A 21,680-nucleotide genomic window follows, 5' to 3' on the forward strand; every position below is an offset into this window, starting at 1 on the left:
GGCGGTCAGGCGAGCACCGGGCAGCCGGTCGCGGCGCGCACCTCCTCGAGCGTCACGCCGGGGGCGAGGTCGCGCACGCGGAACGCCTCGCCGGCCGGCTCGAACAGGCCGAGATTGGTCGCCGCCAGCGTCACCACGCCGCGCGCCGTCACCGGCAGCGTGCAGCGCGCGACCAGGCGCGGCCGGCCGTCGCGCGTCGTGTGCTCGAGGACGATGAAGACGCGCCGCGCGCAGGCGGCGAGGTCCATCGCCCCGCCGATGCCGCCGCCCTTCGCGCCGGCGACCTTCCAGTTGGCGAAGTCGCCGTTGCAGGCGACCTCGTAGGCGCCCATCACCGTCGCATCGATCCGGCCGCTGCGGATGATGGCGAAGGAATCGGCGTGGTGCACCACCGCCGCGCCCGGCTTCAGCGTCACGTTCTGGCCGCCGGCGTTGACCAGGTTCAGGTCCTCCTCCCCCGGCCCGGCGATCGGGCCGTAGCCGATCACGCCGTTCTCCGAGTGGTAGATCACCTCGCGCCCGCCGATGTCGGTGTTGGAGCAGAGCGTCGGCAGGCCGACGCCGAGGTTGACGATCCAGCCGTCCTGGAACTCCCGCGCGATGCGGTCGGCCATCTGCTGGCGGCTCCAGCCCTTGGTCGCGCTCATCTCAGCGATTCCTCTCCAGGCGCTTCTGCGGCCAGAGCCCCTCGGGCGGCGGCGGCACCTTCACGACGCGGTGGACGAAGATGCCGGGGGTGTGGATGTCGTCCGGGTCGAGCGCGCCGACCGGCAGGATCTCCTCGTCCACCTCGGCGATGGTGACGCGCGCCGCCATCGCCATCACCGGGTTGAAGTTGCGCTGCGAACGCCAGTAGCGAAGATTGCCGAAGGCATCGGCGCGGCGTGCGCGCACGAAGGCGTAGTCGAGCGGCAGCGCGTATTCGAGCAGGTATTCGCGCCCGTTGATCACGCGCGTCTCGCGCCCCTCGGCGAGTTCCGTGCCGACGGCGGTCGGCGTGTAGAAGGCCGGGATGCCGGCGCCCGCGGCGCGCAGCCGCTCGGCGAGCGTGCCCTGCGGCACCAGCTCGGCCTCGACCTCGCCGGCCTCGTAGTACTTCGTGAAGGGCAGCACGTCCGAGGCGCGGGTCGCGGCGGTGAAGGCGCAGATCACCTTGCGCACCCGCCCCCGCTCGACCAGCAGGGCGATGTCGGGCATGCGCGGCTGCTGCGCGCCGCCGGTGGTGTTGGCGACCAGCGTCAGGTTCCTCGCCCCCTGCTCGGCCAGCGCCCGGATCAGGTTGAACGGCGTGCCGGGCATGGCGAAGCCGCCGAAGCCGATGGTCGCGCCGTCCGGGATGTCCCGCACCGCCTCCGCGAAGCTCGCGACGACCTTGTTCCGCAGGCTCATGCGCAGCGTTCCCCCCGGCCCGGGGAGCGGGCCCGTCCGTCCCCGCGCCCATTATGGCCAAGGCCGCGGCGCTGTCATCCCGGCCGGCTCGCCGCGGCGGCCCGCCCTGCGCTATAGGGGAAGCGCCGCAGGGACTGCCCGGGGGAGGCGTGGACCAGCAGACCGAGCTCGCGAAGGTGAAGGCCCGCATCCGCGCCCTCGCCGCGCGCACCGTGGAGCGCGGCTGCTCCGAGGCCGAGGCGATGGCGGCGGCGGCCAAGGTGGGCGAGCTGCTCGACATCTACGGCCTCACCATGTCCGAGGTCGAGCTGCGCGAGGAAGCCTGCGGGCAGCGCAGCCTGGTCTTCGCCGACCCGCGGCGCGCGGCGCTGCAATGGCTGTTCCCGGCGGTGCTGCGCTTCACCGAGTGCCGCGGCTGGACCGTGGGCCGCGCCGAGTTCGTGCTGTTCGGCCTCGAGCCCGACGTGCAGATGGCGGAGTACCTGATGCACGTCGTCGCCGGCGCGCTCGCCTACGAGGAGCGACGCTTCCGCGACTCGCCCGACTACCGCGCGCGGCGCACGCCGCCGCAGGCGGCGCTGCGCTCCTTCCGCCTCGGCTTCGCCGCCCGCGTCGCCGACCGTCTCGACGCGATGGCGGAGGCGCGGGAGGCCGCCGCCGCGGCCGCCCGCAGGCGGACGCCGGCCGGCACGGCGCTGGTGCTGCTCAAGGAACAGCGGCTGGACGAGGGCATCCGCCGCCTCGGCGTCCGTCTCGTCACGGTGCGGCGGCGCCTGAGCGTGCGCGACCGCACCGCCTATGCGCGGGGCCGCGAGGCCGGCGGACGGGTCGGGCTGGAGCGGCCCCTGGAGGGCGGCGGCGGCACGCCCGCCCTGCCGCGTCCGCGCCGATGAGCCGGGGCGACGCCGCGGCGCGGCGCCTCTACGCGTGGGAGGACGCGGTCGTCGCGCCGCGCGACCGCTCGCTGGTGCCGTTCGCGCGGCTGCAGGCGCTGGTGGACCACGTCTGGGCCGGCGAAGGCCTGCGCTGGCCGCCGCGCGTGCGCCCGCTGCCCCGCCGGGCCCGCGCCACCCTCGCCCGCGCCACGCGCCTCGCCATCGAGGCGCCGCCCGCGCTGCCGAGCTGGGTCCTGCTGCACGAGCTCGCGCACGCCATGACGAGCACGGCGGAGGGCGAGGGCGGCGGCCACGGCCCCGATTTCGTCGGCCTCTATCTGCGCCTGCTCGTCCGCTACGCGCGCCTGCCCGAGCCGCTGCTCGCCGCGACCCTCGCCGAGCGGGGCATCGCCTGGACCCGCGACGCCCGCCCGGCCTTCCTGGCGTGACGCCGCGCGCGCCGGCTCAGCGCCCGGTGAAGGACGGCGCGCGGCGCTCGAGGAAGGCCGCCACGCCCTCCGCGAAATCCGCCGTCCCGGCGCAGGCGAGGAAGGCGTCGCGCTCGGCGTCGAGCTGCGCCGCGAGGTCGCGGCCGAGCGAGGCCCGCAGCAGCGCCTTGGTCCGCGCGATCGCCTGCGCCGGCCCCGCCGCGAGCCGCCGCGCGATCGCCATCGTCTCCGCCTCCAGCCGCTCGTTCGGCACGACGCGGTTGACGAGGCCGAGATCGAGCGCCGCGCGCGCGTCCAGCTCCTCGCCGAGCAGCGCGATTCCCATCGCCCGCCGCAACCCGACCAGCCGCGGCAGCGCCCAGGTCCCGCCGCCGTCCGGGCTGACGCCGAGGCGCAGATAGGCGAGCGCGAAGCGCGTGTCCTCCGCGGCGATCGCGAGGTCGGTCGCCAGCGCCAGGCTCATCCCGCCCCCGGCGACGGGCCCGTGCAGGCTCGCGATCACCGGCGCGGGCAGCGCCGCGAGCAGGCGCAGCGCGGCGTGGAACGGCTCGATCAGGCGGCCGATCACCGCCGGCGCCTCCCGCCCGGCGGCGCGGAACAGGCCGATGTCGCCCCCCGCCATGAAGCCGCGGCCCTCGCCCGACAGCACCACGCAGCGCACCGAGGGATCGCCGGCGAGCGCGCCCACCGCCGCGTGCAGCGCCTCCACCATCGCCTGGTCGAGCGCGTTCAGCACCGCCGGACGGTTGAGGCGGATGCGGACGATGCCGCCCTGCTCGCGGCTCGTCAGCACCGGGGATCCGGCCATGGCCTCGCTCCTCCCGTCTGCGGCCGGCTACTCCGCCCGGCGCAGCACCGCCTCGAGCGGCGACTGCGGCTCGCGCTTCAGCTCCTGCCGCGCGACGACGTTCAGGTGCACCTCGTCCGGCCCGTCGATGAAGCGCAGCGCCCGGCCCCAGGTGTAGAGATAGGCGAGCGGCGTGTCGGGCGTCAGCCCCATCGCGCCGAACACCTGGATCGCGCGGTCGGTGACGCGGGTCTGCATCCGCGCCGCCACCACCTTGATCGCCGAGACCGCGGTGCGCGCGGCGCGGTTGCCGAGCCGGTCCATCAGCCACGCCGCATGCAGGGTGAGGAGCCGCGCCTGGTCGATCTCCAGCCGGCACTCGGCGATGGCGTCGCGCACGTTGGAGAAGTCGGCGAGCTTGCGCCCGAACGCCTCGCGCTCCTGCGCCCGCGCCACCATCAGCTCGAGCGCCAGCTCGCACTGCCCGATGGTGCGCATGCAGTGGTGGATGCGCCCCGGCCCGAGCCGCGCCTGGGCGATGGCGAAGCCCTTGCCCTCCTCGCCGAGCAGGTTCGCGACCGGCACGCGCGCCCCCTCGAACGCCACCTCGGCGTGCCCCTCCGGCGCGTGGTGGCCGAGCAGCGGCAGGTCGCGCACCACCCGCACCCCCGGCGTGTCGAAGGGCACGATGACGAAGGAGTGCCGCCCGTGCGGCTCGGCCTCCGGGTTCGTCACCCCCATCACCAGGCAGAACCGGGCGAGCGGATGCCGCGCGCCGGTGTTGAACCACTTGCGCCCGGTGATGACGTAGTGGTCGCCGTCGCGCACGATGCGCGTCTTCAGGTTGGTCGGGTCGGAGGAGGCGACCCCCGGCTCGGTGATGCCGACGGTGGAGCGGATCTCGCCGCGCAGCAGCGGCATCAGCCAGCGCTCGCGCTGCTCGGGCGTGGCGAAGAGGTGCAGGATCTCCATGTTGCCGGTGTCGGGGGCGCTGCAGTTGAACACCTCCGACGACCAGGGGACGCGGCCCATGATCTCGGCCAGCGGCGCGTATTCCAGGTTGGTCAGGCGGGTGCCGGGCTCGTCCTCGCGCAGGCCGGGCAGGAACAGGTTCCACAGCCCCTCCGCCCGGGCCAGCGGCTTGAGCCGCTCGATGATGTCGAGCGGGAACTCGCCGCGCTCGGCGCGGGCGCGGAATTCGGCGTCCGCGGGATAGACGTGGCGCCGCATGAAGGCGGTGAGGCGCGCCTGCAGCTCCTTCACCTTGTCGCTGTACTCGAAGTCCATGGCGGTGTGCTCCCGGGATCAGGCGGCGGCGCCGGCCCCCGCCTCGATCGTCTCGACGCCGATGCGCGCGAAGGCCATGGAGAGGTCGCCGACCTCCGCCGCATCGGCCGCCGCCGCGGTGCCGGCCCGCGCGCGCGCGGCGATGCCCTCGAAGATCACGGCGAAGCGGAACAGGGCGAAGGCGATGTGGAAGGTGCCGGGCGGCGCGACCGGCCCGCGCCGGCGGCTGGCGAGGTAGTGGGCGACGAACTCCTGCTCCGTCGGCATCCCGAGCGCCTCGAGGTCGAGCCCGAGCAGGCCGCCGTACATGTCCGGCCGGCTGCGCCAGGCAAGGCAGGCGAAGGCCAGGTCCGCCAGCGGATGGCCGAGGGTCGAGAGCTCCCAGTCCAGCACCGCCGCCACGCGCGGCGCCGCGGGCGCGAACATCACGTTGCCGATGCGGTAGTCGCCGTGCACGATCGTCGTCACGCCGTCGTCGGCCGGCATGTGCGCCGGCAGCCAGGCGGCGAGGCGCGCGAGGTCGGGGAGGTCGCGGAAGCGCGCCGCCTCCCACTGCCTGATCCAGCGCGCGACCTGGCGCGCGTAGTAGTTGCCCGGCCGGCCGAAGCCCTCGAGCCCCGCCGCCCGCCAGTCCACGTCGTGCAGCGCGGCGAGGGTCTCGGCGAAGGACATCACCATCGCGCGCCGCTCCGCGCGCGCCGCGCCCTTCATGTCGGAGGTGCGGAAGACGCGGCCGTCCATGCGCTCCATCACGTAGAACGGGGTGCCGACCACCTCGCGCCCCTCGTGGAACAGCAGTGCCGGGGGCACGGGCACCGGCGTGGCGGCGAGGGCGCGCATCACCCGGAACTCGCGGTCCACCGCGTGCGCCGAGGGCAGGAGCTCGCCCGGCGGCTGCTTGCGCAGCACTAGGCGGCGGTTGGCGTAGGTGACGAAGAAGGTCGGGTTCGACTGCCCGCCGGCGACGCGCTCGATCGCCATCGGGCCCTCGAGCCCGGGCAGCGCCTCGCGCAGGAAGGCATCGAGCCGCGCGGGATCGAATTCCGGCGCGGCCGCCGCGCCCGCCTTCGTCGCCTCGCCCATGCCCCGCCTGCCCTCCCTTCCCCGGCTTTGGCTTGCCCCTTGTCCGCCGGCAGGTCAACCGCGGAGGGCGCGCCCGCGCGTGCGTGTCCACACCCCCTCGACAGCATGGCGCGGAATGTCCAGCCTGCACCCGCGGCCGCCGGGCGGCGCGCCGCCCGCGCGGGGGAGGAACCGGGCATGACCGCCACCGTCCTGGGCCAGGGCGAATACCGCTACGAGCCGGTCGCGGGCTGGGGCCGCGTGCCCGAGGGCCTGCGGCTCGGCGAGGTGGCGGCGGTCGCGGCGGACAGCCGGGACCGCGTCTATGCCTTCAACCGCGGCCCGCACCCGATGGTGGTGTTCGACCGCGACGGCACGTTTCTCGCCTCCTGGGGCGAGGGCCTGTTCCGGCGCCCGCACGGCCTGCACATCGGCCCCGACGATGCGCTCTGGTGCACCGACGACGGCGACCACACGGTGCGCAAATGCACGCCCGACGGCCGGGTGCTGCTCACCATCGGCATTCCCGGCCGCCCCGCCCCCTCCATGAGCGGACAGCCCTTCAACCGCTGCACCCACACGGCGCTGTCGCCGGAGGGCGACCTCTACGTCTCCGACGGCTACGGCAACGCCTGCGTGCACAAGTTCTCGCCCGAGGGGAGGCACCTCTTCTCCTGGGGCCGCCCCGGCACCGATCCCGGCGAGTTCAACCTGCCGCACAACATCGCCTGCGACGCCGACGGCTGGGTCTACGTGGCCGATCGCGAGAACCACCGCATCCAGATCTTCGACGGCAACGGTCGCTACGAGACGCAGTGGAACAACCTGCACCGCCCCTGCGCGCTGTTCCTCGGCAAGGGCCGCTGCCCGGTCTGCTACGTGGGCGAGCTCGGCTCCGGGCTCGACGTCAACCTGCGCACGCCGAACGTCGGCCCGCGCATCAGCATCCTCTCGCACGAGGGCCGGCGGCTCTCCCGCTTCGGCGAGCTGGGCGAGGCGCTGGGCCAATTCATCGCGCCGCACGGGCTCGCGGTGGATTCGCAGGGCGACCTCTACGTGGGCGAGGTCGCCGTCACCGCCTGGCCGCGCTACCACGACGGCCGGCCGGCGCCGGCCGCGGGGGTGCGGTCGCTGCAGAAATTCCGGCGCGTCCCGGCAGGCTGAGCGGAGGCCCCGCCGGCACGCTCTGGTTTCCCGGCCCCTCCGGCGGGGCGAGGCCGCCACCACCGGCTCCACGCCCGTTCGCGCTCGCGCGGGCAGCCCGGTCCGGGCAGCCGGGCGGCGGCGCCCGCCCAGCCGCGGCCCTGCGCCGCACCGGCCAGGGTCGAGAGCGCCGGCGCTGCGCCCTCCCACCCCGTGTCGTCCCGCCCCTCGAGAAGCTACAACCGTTCGGCCCAGCCGCCGTGCCGTATCGCCGCGCCCGGCGTCGTCTCCTCTTCCGCGAGGTCATCCGCCCGTGACGCTGCTGCCCCCGAAGGACCGCCTGACCATCTGCTTCGCCCACCCGGCCTACCGCCTGCAGGAACGCTTCGCCGCCCGCGGCACCGGCATCGCCAGCTTCGAGGTGCGCTCGCGCGAGGAGCTCGACCGCCGGATCGGCGAGGCCGACGTGCTGGTGGTCTCCGGCTTCTGGCACAACGGCCTGCTCGCCCGGACGGAGCGGCTGCGCTTCGTGCAGTCCATCAGCGCCGGCACCGACCAGTACGACCGCGCCGCCTTCGCCGCGAAGGGCGTACGCCTCGCCAGCGCCGCCGGGGTCAACGCCCGCGCGGTGGCGGAGCACGCGATGGCGCTGATCCTCGCCCTCGCCCGCCGCCTGCCGGAGGCGCGCGACAACCAGGCGAAGCGCGTCTGGCGCGGCATGATCGGCGACCTCTCGCAGCGCGAGGACGAGCTCGGCGGCAAGACGCTCCTCGTCGTCGGCCTCGGGCGCATCGGCGGCCACCTCGCGCGTCTCGCCAAGGCCTTCGACATGCGCGTGATCGGCACCCGGCGCGACCCCGCGGCCGGGCCGAACGGCGCCGACGAGGTGCACGACACCGCCGCCCTGAAGGCGCTGCTGCCGCGCGCCGACTTCGTCGCCCTCACCTGCCCGCTCACGCCCGAGACCGAGGGGCTGATCGACGCCGAGGCGCTGTCGCGGATGCGCCGCGACGCCTTCCTGGTCAACGTCGCGCGCGGCCGCTGTGTCATCGAGTCCGCGCTGATCGAGGCTCTGGCCGCCGGGCGGATCGCCGGTGCCGCGCTCGACTGCACGCGGGAGGAGCCGCTGCCGGCGGACTCCCCGCTCTGGGGCCTCCCGAACGTCCTCCTCACGCCGCATACGGCGGGCGAGACGCGGCGCTACGAGGACGGGGTGCTCGACATCCTGCTCGACAATCTCGACCGGCTCTGGCGCGGCGAGGCGACACTGCGGAACCAGGTCGTGTAGAGCGGATCGCGGGCGGCCGGAACCGGCCGGGAGCGCGGATCCGCGCGACAGACCACGAGCCGGAGCCGTTGCCGCGCGCAGCCGGGCGGGAACGGCTCCGGCGCCGGGAAGGGCGGCGCGGCGGCGGCCGCGCGCCGGCACGCGGCTGTGTTACGCCGCCCTGCGACCGTCGGGGGGCGGCGCGTTGGCGGCCGGCTATGGCCCATCCGATCCGTTCCGTTGCCGTCTTCTGCGGCAGCCGCACCGGTCATGATCCCGCCCATCACGCCGCCGCCGCGGCGCTCGGCCGCGGCCTCGCCCGGGCCGGCCTCACCCTGGTCTATGGCGGGGGCAGCATCGGCCTGATGGGGGCGGTGGCCGACGCCGCGCTGGCCGAAGGCGGCAGGGTCCACGGCGTCATCCCGGACTTCCTCACCCGGATCGAGCGTCCGCACGGCGGCTTCAGCCGGCTCGAGATCACCGACAGCATGCACGCGCGCAAGGCGCGGATGTTCGCCCTCGCCGACGCCTTCGTGGTGCTCTCCGGCGGTCTCGGCACGCTGGACGAGACGCTGGAGATCCTCACCTCGCGCCAGCTCGGCCTGCACGCCAAGCCGATCCTGCTCCTGGACGCGGGCGGCTGGGCGAAGCCGCTGGCGCGGCTGATCGAGTCGGTCATCGGCATGGGCTTCGCCGCGCCGGAGCACCGGCGCCTGTTCGCGCTGGTGCCCGACGTGCCCTCGGTCCTTGCCCTGCTCGGCGTCCTGGAGACCGAGGCCGCCGCGACCGAGGCGCGGCTGTAGCGGGCCGCAACCGCGGCGCCGCTGCGGGACCGGGACGCCGCCCCCGGCACGCCGGGCACACCGGCCGGTGCCTTGCCCGCCCGCGCGCGCGGCGCTATATCGCCGGCCGCGCCACGGACCGATGCCCGGAGTGTAGCTCAGCCTGGTAGAGCACTGTGTTCGGGACGCAGGGGCCGGAGGTTCAAATCCTCTCACTCCGACCAGCCAAGTCACGGAACTCCCGAGGGTTCGTGGCCGGATGCGACAGGGGCCGGCGGTGCGGATGACGACGCGCCGCCGGCCCTTCGCGATTCCGGCCGCCCCGCCTGCGCCCGGCCGGAACTGCCCCGAGGGACCGCGGCCGTCGAGCATCCCCCAAGGGGTGCGGCTTCCCGCCCGCGCGGCCTGCGAACGCGGCAGAACGCTGCCCCGCGCCGGGAGGCCCCTGGCGGGGGCGCAGGCCGAGGCACGCCGTCACGCCGCAGGGCGCAACGCGCCGGCGCCGCGGGTGTCGCCGCCCTACCGGCACAGCCCTCGCAGGGCACGCCGTCGCGGTCGCCGTCGAGGCGGGTCTGGCCGCACCGCTCAAGGTGGAACCGGGCCTCGGCGCAGCTCGTCGTCTCGCGGCAGTAGCGCTTGGCGCCACAGGGGAAGCCGCCGGCCGGCCCGGCGCGGGAGGGCGCGGCAAGCGTCGCGGCAGGAAGCGACGGTCCGCCGCGGACCGCGGCGCGCCACTCCCAGGGCGGCGTGCGTGCGGCCTCGGGGAGAGCCCACAGCCCGCGCTGCGCCGCGCGGGCCTCCGTTTCCAGACGCAGCAGCGACGGATCGCGGTTGTCCTGGCGGTAGACCCAGGCTGCGCCGAGGCGAACCATCTCGGCATTGACGTCGTGGGAACCGACATAGACCCGGCCGACCGCGCGCCCGTAGGAGTCGGTATCCTGGACCACGACCCGCGCCTGCCTGCCGAACGCGAGCGCGGAGAGGGCCTGCCGCGCGCGGCTGCCGTAGGTCTGGCCGCTTTCCGGCGCGTCGATCCCGGCCAGCCGGACCCGGACCTGCCGCCGCTCCCCGGTCAGGAGGGTCAGCGTGTCGCCGTCCGAGACGCCGACCACCTGGCCGGCGATCGTCTAGGCAGCGCCCGGCCGGCCGGCCAGCATCGGCAGCAGGGCCAGGAGGGTGGAGGACGGGCTGCGAAGCGATGGCAGCATCGGCCCGGGTCCTTCCCGCAGGGGCGAGGTGGCGTGGCGACAGCACTGTCACCCGCGCGCTCCGGCGGCCATCAAGACAACATCGTGTGCCGCCATGCCGGCAGGGCGCCGGCCGGGCTCAACGCGCCGCGAGGAGACCTCACCTCCGGGGGGCGTCGCCGCGGGATCGCCGCGCGCCTCCGCGCCCGCGCGGCGGCGAACGTCCGCCGTCCCACCGGGGGAGCCGCCGGCGCCCTGGCCCGGGGGCGGCGGACACCTGGACGGGGTTTCCCGGGCGCGCGGCCGCCGCGCCGGGCGGCCGGTTCTTGGCGCGTGCTTCGCCGCCGCGCGCTCAGCGCCGCCCCGCGGCCCAGAGCAGCAGGGCGCGGGCGGGCGGCACCCAGAGCACCCCGGCGAGCGCGAAATAGAGCGCCTCGACCGCCCAGTGCAGCCCGCGGACCCGATCGGCCAGGGCGACGATGCCGCCGACATAGAGGGCGAAGCCGAGCAGGCCGATCAGCAGTGCGAGGCCGGTCCGGGCGGTCATGGGGCCCGCATGCCATGCCGGCGCGGTGCGGCCAAGACCGCGGGCGATTGCCCCCGGCGCGCCCGTGCGTCACATAGGGCGCGCCCTGGCGCCGCCGGGCGCCCCCGGACCGCCCCGCATTCCGAGAGGACCGGCCGCAGCATGCCCCTCGCCGAGACCGCCCCTGCCGACGCCATCGATCTGCGCGCGCACATCCGCGGCATCCCGGATTTCCCGAAGCCGGGCATCCTCTTCTACGACATCTCCACCCTGCTCCGGAACGGCCCCGCCTGGCGCGCCGCGATGGCGCGCCTCGCCGCGATCGTCCGCCCGCACCGGCCCGACCTGCTCGCCGGCATCGAGAGCCGCGGCTTCCTCGTCGCCGCGCCGCTCGCGCTCGAGCTCGGCCTCGGCTTCATCATGCTGCGCAAGCCGAACAAGCTGCCCGGCCTGACCATCGGCCTGAACTACGCGCTCGAATACGGCACCGACCGGATCGAGATGCAGGCCGACGCGGTGCAGAAGGGCCAGCGCGTGGTGCTGCTCGACGACCTGCTCGCCACCGGCGGCACCATGGCGGCCGGCATCAACCTGCTCCGCCAGGCCGGCGCGGTGGTGCCGGCGGCGGCGGCGCTGATCGAGCTGACCTTCCTGGGCGGCCGCGCCCGGCTCGACGTCCCCTTCGAGGCGCTGATCGCCTACGACCGCTAGAGCCGTTGCCGCTCGCCCGGGCTCGCGCCGGCGGCCCCGGCGCGGCGCCGGTCGCGCCGCCGCCCGCCGTCCGGGGCGCGCCCCGGGCGACCGCTGCCACAGTTTCGCCGCATCCCCTCCCGAGGGAGGGGCGTTCCGCCGCCCGCCCCGCCCCGGCGGCCGGGCGGCCAATCCCCGCACCGGGGGCAAACCAGGGAGGCGCAGGCGCCCATGCCCGCATCCGCCCCGCCGCGCGGCAGCACCGCTCTTCCCCGCCTGGGGCGCCGCGCCGGCCTGTTCGGCGGCCTCGCCGCCGCTGCGTTCCCGCCGCGGGGCCGTCCCGCGGCGGCCGCCCCGCCGAGCGCGGCCACATTCCTGGCGCCGGGCCCGCTGGGCAGCCCGCAGGCCCGCTGGGCCGCGCACTTCGCCACGGCGCTCGGTCGCGCCACCGCGCCGCAGCCGACCGAGCTCCGGCCCGCCGTGCTCGGCGGCGCCGACGGTGTGACCGCAGCCAACCGCTTCGCCACCGCCGCCGCCCCGGACGGGCGCACGCTGCTCGCCCTGGCCGGGGCAGCGGCCCACGCCCGGCTGATCGGTGACAGCCGGGCCCGCTACGAGCCCTCCGCCTGGCTGCCGGTGTGCGGCTTGGTGGAGCCCACGGCGCTGCTCGTGCGCGCCGCCGCGGCGGCACCCCCCGTCGCCCTTCGCCGCGCCGGCGGAAGCGCCGCGCCCGGTCCGCTGCGGCTCGCCCTGCCCGGGCCGGAAGCGCCGGAGGCCGCCGCCCTGCTGGCGCTCGACCTGCTCGGCATCCGCGCCGAGCCGGTGTTCGGCCTGTCCGGCCCCGCCGCCGTGCAGGCCTTTGCCGCCGGCCGGGTGAACGCGTTCCTCGCGCGCGACCCCGCCCTCGCCGCCCTGGGTGCGATGCTCGGGGCGGAGCTCTGGTTCGCCGCGGCGCCGGCCGAGGCAGGCGGCGGCCCGTCGCGGGCGCGCCGGGATCCGGCGCTGCCTGAGGTGCCGAGCCTCGCCGAACGCATCGCCCTCCAGGCGGCGGGCGGCGCGGCATCGCCCGCGGCGGAGGCGATCCTCGCCGCCGATGCCGGCCTCGCCGCGGTGCGGCTGGGCTTCACGATCGTTCTGCCGGCCCTGACGCCGGCCGACATGGTGGCGCTGTGGCGCCACGCCGCCGCCCGCCTTGGTGCCGAACTCGAGGATGACGACGCGGGCGCCCCGGCCTCGCGTGGGCTGTTGCTCGGCACCGAGGCGGCCGCCGCCTACGCCGCGCTCTGTGCCGTGCCGGAGCCGGTGGTCCAGACCTATCGCGGCTGGCTTGCGCGGCGGCTGAACTGGCGGAGCGGCGGCTGAGCGGCCGCGGATCAGCGCCCCCTTAACCATCGCACAACCATTCTCCCCTACGCTGCCGGGCGGTGTAGTCCGCGCGATGTCCGCCGACCTTGCCCCGATCCGCGCCCTCGAGTCCCTGGCGAACGCCGGCCGGGGCGCGGAAACGGCGCGCCGCGGCGCCGCGCGCCTCGCGGCCGCGCAACCCGCCGCCGGGCCGGCGGCGGCGCGCCCTTCCGCGGCGCCGGCCGCGCCCGGGAACGCGGCCGTGGTGCCCAACCCGACCTTGCGGCTGGATCACGCCCTGAGCGTGGTGGTCATCGAATTCCGCGACACGGCGGGACAGGTCTCCTGGACCATCCCGAGCGAGCGGGAACTCGCCGCCTACCGCGCCGCGGCCGCGCGCGCCCGCGACGTCCCCCCGGGCGGGACGCCGCCGCGGGGCGCGCCCCCCCCCCGCAACCCCCCCGCCCCGCGCGCCCCCCCCGACCAACCCCGCCCCCCCACGCCGCGCCGCGCTCAGGCTACGAAGGACAGCCGCGCGCCCGCCGGCACCGCGAGCCGCGCCATCCCGTCGCGGCCGCCGAACGCCAGCAGCGGCGGGACGGATGCCCCCCCGCCCGGCGTGTCGGCGTGGAGCAGGTAGCGCTGCGCCAGCCGGGCCATCGCCTTCGGGTCCTTGAACTCCGCGGGGGCGAGGCGCTGCGTCAGCAGGGCCTTCTGCCGCTCGAAGGAGAGCAGCGCGAACTGCGGCGGCAGGCCGAGACCGCCGCGCGCCACCGCGGTCAGGGCGCGGTCGCTCATCAGCTCGGTCACGCTGCCGATCGCGCCGATGCGGCGCTGGAAGTAGAGCGCCTCGCGCAGGCCGGGGTTGTCCTCGCCCATCGCCTTCTCGAAGCGGTTCGCGGTCGCCAGGCGGACGATGCGCTCGACCAGCGCCGGATCGCCGAGGGGCCTGCCCGCGCGCCCCCCGAACGCCGCGTTGATCTCCCGGTAGCGCCGGTCGACCATGCGATTGGCGAAGCTGCGCTCGTCCCCCGGATCGTCGGTGAGAAGGCGGCGCAGCACCGCGCCCTTGCCGATCTCGCTCTCGAGCTGGAAGGCCTCCAGCACGACCTGGAGGGTGCGCCGGTCGCGCAGCAGCTCGTCCACGCTCCCGATGCGGGCGGCGCGCTCGCGGAACCGCGCCATGTCCTGCGCCACGTCGCGCCGCGCGGCGAAGCGCGCCTGCAGCTCCTCGCCCTGCCGCTGCACCGCCGCCCAGGCGGCGACGGCGCCGAGGCCGCCGAGCATCTCACGCAACGCTCGCGGCGAAGGGGGGAGCGGCGGGCCCGCCCCCGTCGCCCGGGGCGCCGGCGCCGCGCCGCTGCGCCGCCAGCCCCTCGGCAAGGTCCCGGTGCAGCGCGATCAGCGGCTCGACGCTCCCCTCGTCCGACATGCGCGCAAGGCTCTCGCGCTGCGCCCACAGGCCGAGGGACACGAGGCGCGCCCGCAGCTCGGGCGGCAGCCGGTTGCCGTCCGACAGCAGGTCGTCGAGCAGCAGCGACCAGAGCCGGTGCGTCTTGTAGAGCGCCTGGATGCGCGCTGCCCTCCCCTGCCCCGCCGCGGCGAGCAGGCCGTTGACGTAGGTGAAGGCGCGGATCTCGATGTCCTGCGCCGAGGCCGCCGAGTCCTGGACGGCGGCGTAGCGGGCGGCGGCGGAACGCATGCGGTGCTCCCGGTCGCGGCGTTGGCGGGGGCGGGCGGGACGGCGCCGGCGCCGCCCCGCCCGGCCCCGGGGCGGCCTCGGTCAGCGGAACAGGCTGAGCAGCGCCTGGCTCTGCTGGTTGGCGATCGCGAGGCTCTGGGTGGCGAGCTGCTGCTTGGTCTGCAGGCTCGACAGCCGCGCGCTCTCCTCGGCGAGGTCGGCGTCCACCAGCGCGCCCAGGCCCTCCTTCACCGAATCCATGAGCTTCTGGTTGAAGTCCTGCAGCCCCTCGATCTGCTGCAGCTTGGCGCCAAGCATCGCCAGCGCGTCGCCGACCGTGTCGATCGCGCCCTCCACCTGCGCGATCGCGCCGGTGGCGCCGGTGATGTTGCTCGCCGTCATGCCGGTGGCGGCGGCGGTGCCGTCGGTGCCGAGCTGGACGTTGCTCGCGTTGGCGATGATGATCTCGCCGTCGTTGTTGAAGCTCGCGTTGATGCCCTCGGCCTGCATCGCGGTGATCAGCTTGCCGAGGATCTGCTGGTTCGACTCGGTGCTCGTGTCGATGTCGATCTGGCGCACCACCTTGCCCGAGGCGGCCGCCGCGTTCAGGCCGGTGCTGCCGGCGTCGTTGAATTCGAAGATGAAGTCCGTCGAGCCCACCGTGACCGTCACGCCGTCACCGTCGGCGATCGCCAGCGTGTTGTCGAAGGTCAGCTTGAACCCGCCCGAGTTGACGTTCAGCCCCGTCAGGTTCAGGCCGCCCGCGCCGCTGCGGAGGTCCACCGCGCTCACCGAGGTGGTGTTGCCGGTGATGTCGCGCACGATGGTCAGCGCCCCGCCCCCGGTGAGCAGGTTCACCCCGTTGAAGTCGGCGGTGTTCGCGTAGGCGTCGATGTTGTCCAGCGCCGCGGCGATCTGGGCGTTCATCTGCGTGGCCGACAGGCCCTGCTGCTGGCCCTGGGTGATGGTCTGCTTCAGCTTGGCGAGCTCGTCGCTGATCTTGGTCGCCGCGTCGCGGGCCGTGCTCAGCGCCGCCCGCCCGAAGGCCAGGCTGTCCTTCACCGCCGTCATGCCGCGCAGGTCGGCGCGCATGTTCTGGGCGATGGCGAACACCGCCGGGTCGTCGTTCGCCTTGTTGATGCGAAAGCCGCTCTCGACCCGCGCCTGCGTGGTCGCCATGTCTTTGGCGATCACCGAGAGCGAGCGGATGGCGGCCATCGCCGCGGTGTTGGTGTTGATGGAGGACATCGCGGTGTCTCCGGACCTCAGTCGTCACCCGGCGCGGACGGCAAGGCGTTTTGCCCCCGTCCGGCCAAGAGCGGGCCGGTCGGGCCGGCCCCTCCCTCGGACCGCGCGCCCGGCGCGCGGTCGGCAGCGGGAAGGATCGAGCGGCGCGATGAAGGAAGCGTGAAGCCGCGCCGCGAATTCCCGCATCCGGCGCACGGACCTCAGCCCTCCGCCAGCGCGGGGGCCGCGGCCTGCAGCGCCGCCTCCTCGTGGCGCATCACGCGCCGCGCCAGCTTCAGCGCCACGTAGCACTCGTCCGCCTCGGCCGCGGCCAGCGCGCGGTCGAGCAGCATCCGCGCCAGCGCCGAGGTGGTGGCGGCCTGGAACTCGGCGATCAGCCGGCGCGCGACGGCGAGCGCGCGCTCGCGCTCCTCCTCGGTGCCGATGTAGGCGGTCTGCAGCGCGTAGTAGATCCGCCGCGCCGGCGTCGTCGCCTGGTCCGGCGCCATGATCTGCTTGCCGAACAGGAACCGCGCCTTGGCGGTCAGCTCGATGCGGCAGCGGTTGCGGAAGCGGATCGGGGCGCCGTTGACGACCATCATGTCGCCAGCGCGCAGCTCGAGGACCAGTGTGGACATCGTTCAGTACCCGCTCCCCCCGCGCGGCCGGGCCGCCGCGGACGGGGAGCGGCGACGGCGCGCGCACCCAGCGGGCGTCGTGCCGGCGCCGGTGTTCAAGGAAATCGTCGGCATCGGGCTCTTCCCACGGATCCGGGACCCCGCAGCGGGGTCGGGTTGCGCGCCGCGTCCTGCGGCCAGGTGCCGAACGTGCCGCGGCCCCGCTTAACGCCGCCTGAATCGGCGTGCGGTCAGCCGCCGAGGAACCGCGCGAGGCTCAGCGCGCCGAGCGCGGCGATCGCCTGGTAGCTCGCCTCGAGCTGCGTGCGCGTCGCCTGCAGCCGCGTGATCGTCTCCGCCATGTCCACCTCCTCGATCGCGGAAAGCTGGCTGCGCAGCGCGACCGAGACCTCGGCGTGGCGCGTCCGGATCGCCTCGAGCCGCGCCTCGGCGGCGCCGAGCAGCCCCGCTTCCGCGTTCAGCCCCCGCACCGCGCTGCGCAGCCCCTCGCGCACCGTGCCGACCAGCGCGGTGAAGTCGGCGCCGAGCTGCGCCTGCGCCGGGTCGAGCGCGGCCAGCGTCGCCAGGCCGCGCAGCAGGTCGCGCGCCCAGGACCCGGTCGTTTCCCCGGCCGAGACCGCCCGCGCGTTGCGGTTCGCGAACAGGCCGTATTCGACCCGCTCGCCATCCGCCGCGACCAGGCCGCGCGGCGCCTCCGCCCCGCCCCGCAGCGGGTCCGACAGATAGGCCGAGAAGGGCGTCACCCCCGGCGTGTCGTCGAGCGCCGCCGCCTTCGTCGCCGCCGCCACCGCCGCCGCGTTGCCGCCGCCGAGCCCCGCCACCGCGGCGGCGATCTGCAGCGCCATGCCGCTGGTCGCGATGCCCTCCGGATCGGGCACCGGCGGGTTCTCCAGGTCGCCGCCGCCGAACAGGTATTCGCCGCCGTGGCGCTCGTTCAGCAGGGCCGCGACCTCGGCCATCGCCTCGCGCGCCCGGCTCGCGACGGTGGCGATCCGCTCCGGCTGCCCGCTGGCGAGCGGCACGGTCTCGGCGAAGAACGTCTCGGCGATCTGCCCGAGCCGCCCGAGCACCTCCTGCGCCGCCGCGGCGCGGCCGAGCGCGCCCCCGATCGCGCCCTCGTAGGCCGCCCGCCGCGCGATCTCGCCGCGCAGGTCCATCGCCCGCCGCGCCTCGGGCGCGATGTCGCCGTAGAGGCCTCCGCGCCGCCCGTCCGCGGCCTGGCGCGCCAGCACGTCCATCCGCGCGCGCAGCCGCGCCGTCTCCGCCGCCAGCACGCCGAGCGCGCCGATCGTCGCCGTCATGCCCCGCACCCCTCCCCGCCTCAGCGCAGCGCGGCGAGCAGCCGCTCCCACATCTGCTGCACCGCGGCGACCACCTTGGCGTTGGCCGCATAGGCGTTCTGAAGCTGCACCATCGCCGCCATCTCGCCGTCCACGTCCACGCCGGAGCGCGCGGCGAAGCGCGCCTCGAGCCCGGTCTTCAGCGCCGCCGCGGCCTCGCGCGCCGCCTGCGCGGCGGCGCGGTCGGCGGTGTGCGCGGCCGTCACCGCCGCCGCGTAGCCGCCGATCGTCGCCGGCGCCGCGAAGGGCGAGGCGAGCGTGCCGTCCGGCCCGAGCCCGGTGGTGGCGATCGCCGGCCAGGGCGCGCCGGGCGCCGCCTGGGCGCCGAATGAGAAGTCCAGGACCCGGTCGAGCAGCGTCGCGAACCCCGCCGGCCCGCCCGGCGGGTTGGGCGTGAAGGTGCTCGGCCCGCCCGGCGCGCCCGCCACCGCGTGGGTGCCGTCGCGCAGCAATTGCGGCGCTGCGCGCAGCGCCGGATCGACGCGGATCGCCCCGGCGAAGCCGAGCTGCGCCGAGCCCGGATAGGGCAGCGCGGGGTCCGGCACCGCCCCGGCGGCGTCGGTGAACAGCCTGAGGCCCTGCGCCTCGAACCGCGCGGCGAGCTGCGTCGCGGCGAGGTCGAGCTCCGCCTGGTAGCGCGGCAGGGTGGAATCGCGCAGCGCGACATACTCGGCGAGCCGCCCGCCGCGGAGCTGCGCCGTCACGTCCTGGCCGCCGAGCACGATCCCCGGCAGCGTCCCCCCCGCCCAGGAGGCGCCCGGCCCCACCTGCGCGTCGGCGGCCGAGAACGCGTCGCGGTCGGGGTCGAGCGGCAGCACCAGCCCGCCGCGCGCGATCAGCGTGATCGCGCCGTCCGGCCGCCGCACCGCGCGCATCTCGAGCGATTCGGACAGCCGCGCGATCGCCGCGTCGCGCCGGTCCTCGAGCGCCGCCGCGTTGCCGCCGCGGGCGATCTCGGCGCGGATGTCGCGGGTCAGCGCCGCGACCTCGCGCAGCCCGGCGTTGAGCCGCGCGACCTCGGCGACGATCCCCTCCTGCGCCCGCTGCCGCGCCGCGCCGACGGCGCGCGCCACCTCGTTGAGGCGCTGCGCGAGGGTGCCGGCGGCGATCAGCACCGCCTCCTGCCGCCCCGGGTCCGCCGGCTCGGCGCGCAGCGCGAGGAAGGCATCGCGCAGCGCGCCCGTCAGGTCGCCGAGCCCCTCCCCGGCCTCCGGCCGGCCGTGCGCCAGCTCGATGCCGCCGAGCAGCGCTTCCCGCACCTCCGCCGCGGCCAGCGCCGCCCGCTGCGCGTCGAGCGCGCCGGCCAGCGCCTCGTCCACCGCGCGCTGCGCGTCCAGCGCGCGCACGCCGAACGGATACCCCGCCGCGACCAGCGCGACCGAGGCGACCCTCTTGTCGGTGTGCCCCGCCACATCGGCCGCAGCCACGTCGTCCGACGCCGTGGCGAGCGCCCGCTCGACATAGAGCAGCCCGGAGCGCGCCGTCAGCAGGGCGGTGTCGAGGCTCATCGCGCCTCCCAGCCTGCGCGATGGCGGTTAACCGGACCTTACCCGTCCCGGTCCCGCCTCAGCGGCGCATGTTGATGGTGTCCTGCAGCAGCTGGTCGGAAGCGGTCACGATCTGCGTGTTCGCGGTGTAGGCGCGCTGCGCCACGATCAGCTTGGACAGCTCGGAGGCGAGGTCCACGTTGGACCGCTCCACCGCGCCGACGGTGAGCTTCCCCGCCCCGTTCGAGGCCGGGTCGGAGGTCCGCGCCTCGCCGCTGTCCACGGTGCGCATGAAGGCCTGGCCGTCGAAGCGCTGCAGCCGGTCGGGATCGGAGAAGGTGGTGACCGGCACCCGCGCGACGACGCGGTTCTGCCCGTTGTCGTAGTGGATCGCAACGTCGCCGTTCTGGCGGATCGCGATCGAGGAGAAGGCGCCGAGCGGCACGCCGTCCTGCGCCAGGTTGCGCACGGTGTACTCGTCGCCCGAGTACTGCGTCACGCCGCGCGCCTGGCCGAACGCGCCGAGATTGAGCGTGATGGTCTGCGGCCCCTGGCCGAAATCTGCGGCGAAGGTCAGCTCGGCCGGCGCGCCGGCGGCCGCGGCCGCGCCGACGATGCTGCCGGTGGGGTTGGCGAATTCGCCGATCGTGCCGTCCGCCACCGGCGCCGTCGCGGCGGCGCCGAAGCGCACCTCCACCGTGCCGAGCGCCGCCGGCGCCGCCCCGGGCGCGTCCACCGAGAGCGTCCAGGTGTTGGCCGCCGTCCGCGTCCAGGAGAGCGTCACCGTCTCCAGCCGGCCGAGGCTGTCGTACACCTGGAGCTGGCTCTGCAGCGGCATGGCGCCGGGGTCGGCCGGCAGGTTCGCCGACATCTCGATCCGGCTGGTCGGCACCGGGTTGTACACCAGCTCGCTCACCCGGATCGGCACCAGGGCGGTGCGGTCCGGGTTGCCGGCGGTGTCCACGCTCCATCCCTGCAGGTAGTAGCCGGAGCCGTTCACCAGGTAGCCGTCGCGGTTGAGCTGGAAGTCCCCGGCGCGGGTGTAGAACTGCCGCTCGTCGAACACGGTCTGCCCGTTCGCCTCGCCGCGCGCCATCGCCACCGAGAAGAAGCCCTGGCCGGCGATGGCGAGGGCGAGCGGGTTCTCCGACTGCTCGATCGGGCCCTGCACGGTGTTGGTGTAGTCCGGCCGCGCGATCACCGAGCCCGGCCGGTGCAGCACGTCGGAGCTGTCGGTCAGCAGGTCCACGAAGTTCGTGTCGGTGCGCTTGAAGCCGATGGTCTGGCTGTTGGCGACGTTGTCGGCGATGTGGCCGAGCGCGCGGGCCTGCGCGGTCAGGCCGCTGATCGCGGTGGTCATCGAGCCGAACAGGGACATGGCGAGCGGACCTCCGGCGCCTCGGGGATGACGGGTCGAACGCGCCGCGATCACGCAAGCGCCATGCCACAGCCGGCGGGGCACGCGCGGCGACGGACGCGGCCGCGGCGGCGGCCACCGCCGGGCCGCGCCGGGCAGAACCTGCCGAGCCGGCGGCGACTCCTGCCCGGCGGCGCGGGGGCTGCCGCGGCGCACGGCCTGGCAAGCGCCTTGCATCCCGGCCGGCCGCAGAGCCCGGCACGCGGCGGGCCGCCCTCCGCCTCCGGTGTCCCCGCCGCTTTGCCCGCCCGCATGCCACGGAGCCCTGCCGCCGATGCAGCCCGCCCCGAGCCTCAGGATCGCGGCCCCTCCCGCCAGGACGGAGGCGCCGGGCGCGGAGCCGGCGGCACCGTCGCCGGCGGGCGAGGCGGCCGGCGGCGTCGCCGCCCTGCTGCGCGGCATCGCGGCGCCAGGCCCGGAGGACGCCGCCGCCCGGAACGCCGCCACCGCCGCCGCGCCCGCCGCCCCCCCGCCCCGGACCGGCGCGCAGGGGCCGGTTCCCGCCCCCCTGCCGGGGCCGTCCGCTGCCGCGCCTCCTGCGACGGGCGAGCCGGTCCCCTCCGCCCGCGCCGTCCTGGCGCCCGATGCCGAGGGACCGGACCCGGACCGGCTTGCCGGGCCAGGACCCTCCCCGGAACCGGGCGCCCCGGCCGAGGACGGCGACGGCCGCTCGCGAGACGGTCCGGCCGACGGCGCGCCGAGGACGCCGCCCGCCCCTGACAGCCCCGCGCCCGCCGTCCTGCCGGGCCCGGCGACCGCCGCAGACGGCAGCCCCGCCGCGCCGGCGCCGCCGCCCCTGGCCGTCGCGCCGCCGCCCGCCCCGGAAGAGGCCGCTCCCGCCTCGTCCGCGCCGCGCCGCGCCCGCGGCGTCGGGCGCGCCGAGGGGGGCTCCGCTCCCGCGCGCGCCGCTGTCGGCCCCGTTCGCCCTTCCTCCGATGCCGGCGACGCTGCGGCGCCGCCGGATGCGCCCTTCGCCGCCCGCGCCGTGCCGGCCGGCGCCGGCGACACCCGGCCGATGGCGGCGGGACCGCAGGCGGCTGCTCCGGCCGGCACGGCCGGCGCCGCCTTCCTCTCCCCTTCGCCCGCCGCCCCCCCCGAGGCG

The 21,680-nt window shown here is 76.2% G+C and carries 21 protein-coding genes and 1 tRNA gene; 8 read left to right on the forward strand and 14 right to left on the reverse strand.

Annotation, left to right across the window (positions count from 1 at the left end; genetic code table 11):
- Window positions 1-5 precede the first annotated feature (5 nt).
- Both K1J50_RS13115 and K1J50_RS13120 read right to left on the reverse strand, forming a co-directional pair.
- The gene (locus K1J50_RS13115; protein WP_220118162.1) at window positions 6-647 is read right to left on the reverse strand and encodes a 3-oxoacid CoA-transferase subunit B; all 642 of its coding nucleotides are present in this window, start codon (window positions 645-647) and stop codon (window positions 6-8) included.
- Window position 648: 1 nt separating this feature from the next.
- Window positions 649-1,389: a CoA transferase subunit A gene (locus K1J50_RS13120; protein ID WP_369413593.1), complete on the reverse strand. Its 741-nt coding sequence runs from the start codon at window positions 1,387-1,389 to the stop codon at window positions 649-651.
- Between the two features lie 149 nt (window positions 1,390-1,538).
- On the opposite strand from K1J50_RS13120, the gene K1J50_RS13125 reads away from it, so the two are divergent.
- Together K1J50_RS13125 and K1J50_RS13130 are read left to right on the forward strand one after the other, a co-directional pair.
- On the forward strand, window positions 1,539-2,282 hold the full coding sequence (locus K1J50_RS13125; protein ID WP_220118163.1) for a DUF7168 domain-containing protein: 744 nt from the start codon (window positions 1,539-1,541) through the stop codon (window positions 2,280-2,282).
- On the forward strand, window positions 2,279-2,713 hold the full coding sequence (locus K1J50_RS13130) for a SprT-like domain-containing protein (protein WP_220118164.1): 435 nt from the start codon (window positions 2,279-2,281) through the stop codon (window positions 2,711-2,713). Before K1J50_RS13125 ends, K1J50_RS13130 begins: the two co-directional genes overlap by 4 nt.
- A 16-nt stretch (window positions 2,714-2,729) precedes the next feature.
- On the opposite strand, the gene K1J50_RS13135 is transcribed toward K1J50_RS13130, so the two are convergent.
- The 3 genes from K1J50_RS13135 to K1J50_RS13145 are packed head-to-tail and all read right to left on the reverse strand — an operon-like array spanning window position 2,730 to window position 5,870.
- Complete coding sequence (locus K1J50_RS13135) at window positions 2,730-3,521, reverse strand: enoyl-CoA hydratase/isomerase family protein (protein WP_220118165.1); 792 nt, start codon at window positions 3,519-3,521, stop codon at window positions 2,730-2,732.
- Between the two features lie 27 nt (window positions 3,522-3,548).
- Window positions 3,549-4,787: an acyl-CoA dehydrogenase family protein gene (locus K1J50_RS13140; RefSeq protein ID WP_220118166.1), complete on the reverse strand. Its 1,239-nt coding sequence runs from the start codon at window positions 4,785-4,787 to the stop codon at window positions 3,549-3,551.
- An 18-nt stretch (window positions 4,788-4,805) separates the two neighbouring features.
- Window positions 4,806-5,870, reverse strand: coding sequence for a phosphotransferase family protein (locus tag K1J50_RS13145; protein ID WP_220118167.1), 1,065 nt, complete (start codon window positions 5,868-5,870; stop codon window positions 4,806-4,808).
- A 177-nt stretch (window positions 5,871-6,047) separates the two neighbouring features.
- Here K1J50_RS13145 and K1J50_RS13150 point away from each other — a divergent pair, with 177 nt between their 5' ends.
- From K1J50_RS13150 to K1J50_RS13165, 4 genes are all read left to right on the forward strand, one after another.
- The gene (locus K1J50_RS13150; RefSeq protein ID WP_220118168.1) at window positions 6,048-7,013 is read left to right on the forward strand and encodes a peptidyl-alpha-hydroxyglycine alpha-amidating lyase family protein; all 966 of its coding nucleotides are present in this window, start codon (window positions 6,048-6,050) and stop codon (window positions 7,011-7,013) included.
- A gap of 292 nt (window positions 7,014-7,305) precedes the next feature.
- Window positions 7,306-8,280: a D-2-hydroxyacid dehydrogenase gene (locus tag K1J50_RS13155; RefSeq protein ID WP_369413594.1), complete on the forward strand. Its 975-nt coding sequence runs from the start codon at window positions 7,306-7,308 to the stop codon at window positions 8,278-8,280.
- A 197-nt stretch (window positions 8,281-8,477) separates the two neighbouring features.
- Window positions 8,478-9,062: an LOG family protein gene (locus tag K1J50_RS13160; protein ID WP_220118169.1), complete on the forward strand. Its 585-nt coding sequence runs from the start codon at window positions 8,478-8,480 to the stop codon at window positions 9,060-9,062.
- Between the two features lie 126 nt (window positions 9,063-9,188).
- Window positions 9,189-9,265 (forward strand) — tRNA-Pro (locus K1J50_RS13165).
- A gap of 6 nt (window positions 9,266-9,271) precedes the next feature.
- On the opposite strand, the gene K1J50_RS13170 is transcribed toward K1J50_RS13165, so the two are convergent.
- Together K1J50_RS13170 and K1J50_RS13175 are read right to left on the reverse strand one after the other, a co-directional pair.
- Window positions 9,272-10,153, reverse strand: a complete 882-nt coding sequence (locus K1J50_RS13170; RefSeq protein WP_220118170.1) for a thermonuclease family protein — start codon at window positions 10,151-10,153, stop codon at window positions 9,272-9,274.
- Window positions 10,154-10,580: 427 nt separating this feature from the next.
- Window positions 10,581-10,775: a DUF2842 domain-containing protein gene (locus K1J50_RS13175; protein WP_220118171.1), complete on the reverse strand. Its 195-nt coding sequence runs from the start codon at window positions 10,773-10,775 to the stop codon at window positions 10,581-10,583.
- Window positions 10,776-10,949: 174 nt separating this feature from the next.
- Here K1J50_RS13175 and K1J50_RS13180 point away from each other — a divergent pair, with 174 nt between their 5' ends.
- Window positions 10,950-11,465: an adenine phosphoribosyltransferase gene (locus tag K1J50_RS13180; RefSeq protein ID WP_220118183.1), complete on the forward strand. Its 516-nt coding sequence runs from the start codon at window positions 10,950-10,952 to the stop codon at window positions 11,463-11,465.
- A gap of 210 nt (window positions 11,466-11,675) precedes the next feature.
- Window positions 11,676-12,806 carry a hypothetical protein gene (locus K1J50_RS13185; protein WP_220118172.1) on the forward strand — a complete coding sequence of 377 codons (1,131 nt, stop codon included), beginning with the start codon at window positions 11,676-11,678 and terminating at the stop codon, window positions 12,804-12,806.
- 495 nt (window positions 12,807-13,301) lie between these two features.
- On the opposite strand, the gene K1J50_RS13190 is transcribed toward K1J50_RS13185, so the two are convergent.
- From K1J50_RS13190 to flgE, 7 genes are all read right to left on the reverse strand, one after another.
- On the reverse strand, window positions 13,302-14,075 hold the full coding sequence (locus tag K1J50_RS13190; RefSeq protein ID WP_220118173.1) for a DUF1217 domain-containing protein: 774 nt from the start codon (window positions 14,073-14,075) through the stop codon (window positions 13,302-13,304).
- A 1-nt stretch (window position 14,076) separates the two neighbouring features.
- Window positions 14,077-14,490: a flagellar biosynthesis regulator FlaF gene (locus tag K1J50_RS13195; protein ID WP_220118174.1), complete on the reverse strand. Its 414-nt coding sequence runs from the start codon at window positions 14,488-14,490 to the stop codon at window positions 14,077-14,079.
- Between the two features lie 81 nt (window positions 14,491-14,571).
- On the reverse strand, window positions 14,572-15,717 hold the full coding sequence (locus K1J50_RS13200) for a flagellin (RefSeq protein ID WP_220118175.1): 1,146 nt from the start codon (window positions 15,715-15,717) through the stop codon (window positions 14,572-14,574).
- 200 nt (window positions 15,718-15,917) lie between these two features.
- Window positions 15,918-16,334, reverse strand: coding sequence for a flagellar biosynthesis repressor FlbT (locus K1J50_RS13205; RefSeq protein ID WP_220118176.1), 417 nt, complete (start codon window positions 16,332-16,334; stop codon window positions 15,918-15,920).
- Between the two features lie 230 nt (window positions 16,335-16,564).
- Complete coding sequence (locus K1J50_RS13210) at window positions 16,565-17,635, reverse strand: flagellin (RefSeq protein ID WP_220118177.1); 1,071 nt, start codon at window positions 17,633-17,635, stop codon at window positions 16,565-16,567.
- Between the two features lie 20 nt (window positions 17,636-17,655).
- Window positions 17,656-19,182 (reverse strand): FlgK family flagellar hook-associated protein, encoded by a 1,527-nt coding sequence (locus tag K1J50_RS13215; RefSeq protein ID WP_220118178.1) that lies wholly within the window; start codon window positions 19,180-19,182, stop codon window positions 17,656-17,658.
- 58 nt (window positions 19,183-19,240) lie between these two features.
- Window positions 19,241-20,539 (reverse strand): flagellar hook protein FlgE, encoded by a 1,299-nt coding sequence (flgE, locus tag K1J50_RS13220; RefSeq protein ID WP_220118179.1) that lies wholly within the window; start codon window positions 20,537-20,539, stop codon window positions 19,241-19,243.
- Window positions 20,540-21,680: the final 1,141 nt, after the last annotated feature.

This window comes from Caldovatus aquaticus (genome assembly GCF_019458025.1).
GTDB lineage: Bacteria > Pseudomonadota > Alphaproteobacteria > Acetobacterales > Acetobacteraceae > Caldovatus > Caldovatus aquaticus.

Coding starts and splice junctions, on each gene's coding strand:
- K1J50_RS13140 (WP_220118166.1), bottom strand. CDS start 4,787: ATGGACTTCGAGTACAGCGACAAGGTGAAGGAGCTGCAGGCGCGCCTC.
- K1J50_RS13130 (WP_220118164.1), top strand. CDS start 2,279: ATGAGCCGGGGCGACGCCGCGGCGCGGCGCCTCTACGCGTGGGAGGAC.
- flgE (WP_220118179.1), bottom strand. CDS start 20,539: ATGTCCCTGTTCGGCTCGATGACCACCGCGATCAGCGGCCTGACCGCG.
- K1J50_RS13160 (WP_220118169.1), top strand. CDS start 8,478: ATGGCCCATCCGATCCGTTCCGTTGCCGTCTTCTGCGGCAGCCGCACC.
- K1J50_RS13175 (WP_220118171.1), bottom strand. CDS start 10,775: ATGACCGCCCGGACCGGCCTCGCACTGCTGATCGGCCTGCTCGGCTTC.
- K1J50_RS13215 (WP_220118178.1), bottom strand. CDS start 19,182: ATGAGCCTCGACACCGCCCTGCTGACGGCGCGCTCCGGGCTGCTCTAT.
- K1J50_RS13145 (WP_220118167.1), bottom strand. CDS start 5,870: ATGGGCGAGGCGACGAAGGCGGGCGCGGCGGCCGCGCCGGAATTCGAT.
- K1J50_RS13135 (WP_220118165.1), bottom strand. CDS start 3,521: ATGGCCGGATCCCCGGTGCTGACGAGCCGCGAGCAGGGCGGCATCGTC.
- K1J50_RS13150 (WP_220118168.1), top strand. CDS start 6,048: ATGACCGCCACCGTCCTGGGCCAGGGCGAATACCGCTACGAGCCGGTC.
- K1J50_RS13205 (WP_220118176.1), bottom strand. CDS start 16,334: ATGTCCACACTGGTCCTCGAGCTGCGCGCTGGCGACATGATGGTCGTC.
- K1J50_RS13200 (WP_220118175.1), bottom strand. CDS start 15,717: ATGTCCTCCATCAACACCAACACCGCGGCGATGGCCGCCATCCGCTCG.
- K1J50_RS13185 (WP_220118172.1), top strand. CDS start 11,676: ATGCCCGCATCCGCCCCGCCGCGCGGCAGCACCGCTCTTCCCCGCCTG.
- K1J50_RS13190 (WP_220118173.1), bottom strand. CDS start 14,075: ATGCTCGGCGGCCTCGGCGCCGTCGCCGCCTGGGCGGCGGTGCAGCGG.
- K1J50_RS13210 (WP_220118177.1), bottom strand. CDS start 17,635: ATGACGGCGACGATCGGCGCGCTCGGCGTGCTGGCGGCGGAGACGGCG.
- K1J50_RS13120 (WP_369413593.1), bottom strand. CDS start 1,389: ATGAGCCTGCGGAACAAGGTCGTCGCGAGCTTCGCGGAGGCGGTGCGG.
- K1J50_RS13195 (WP_220118174.1), bottom strand. CDS start 14,490: ATGCGTTCCGCCGCCGCCCGCTACGCCGCCGTCCAGGACTCGGCGGCC.
- K1J50_RS13115 (WP_220118162.1), bottom strand. CDS start 647: ATGAGCGCGACCAAGGGCTGGAGCCGCCAGCAGATGGCCGACCGCATC.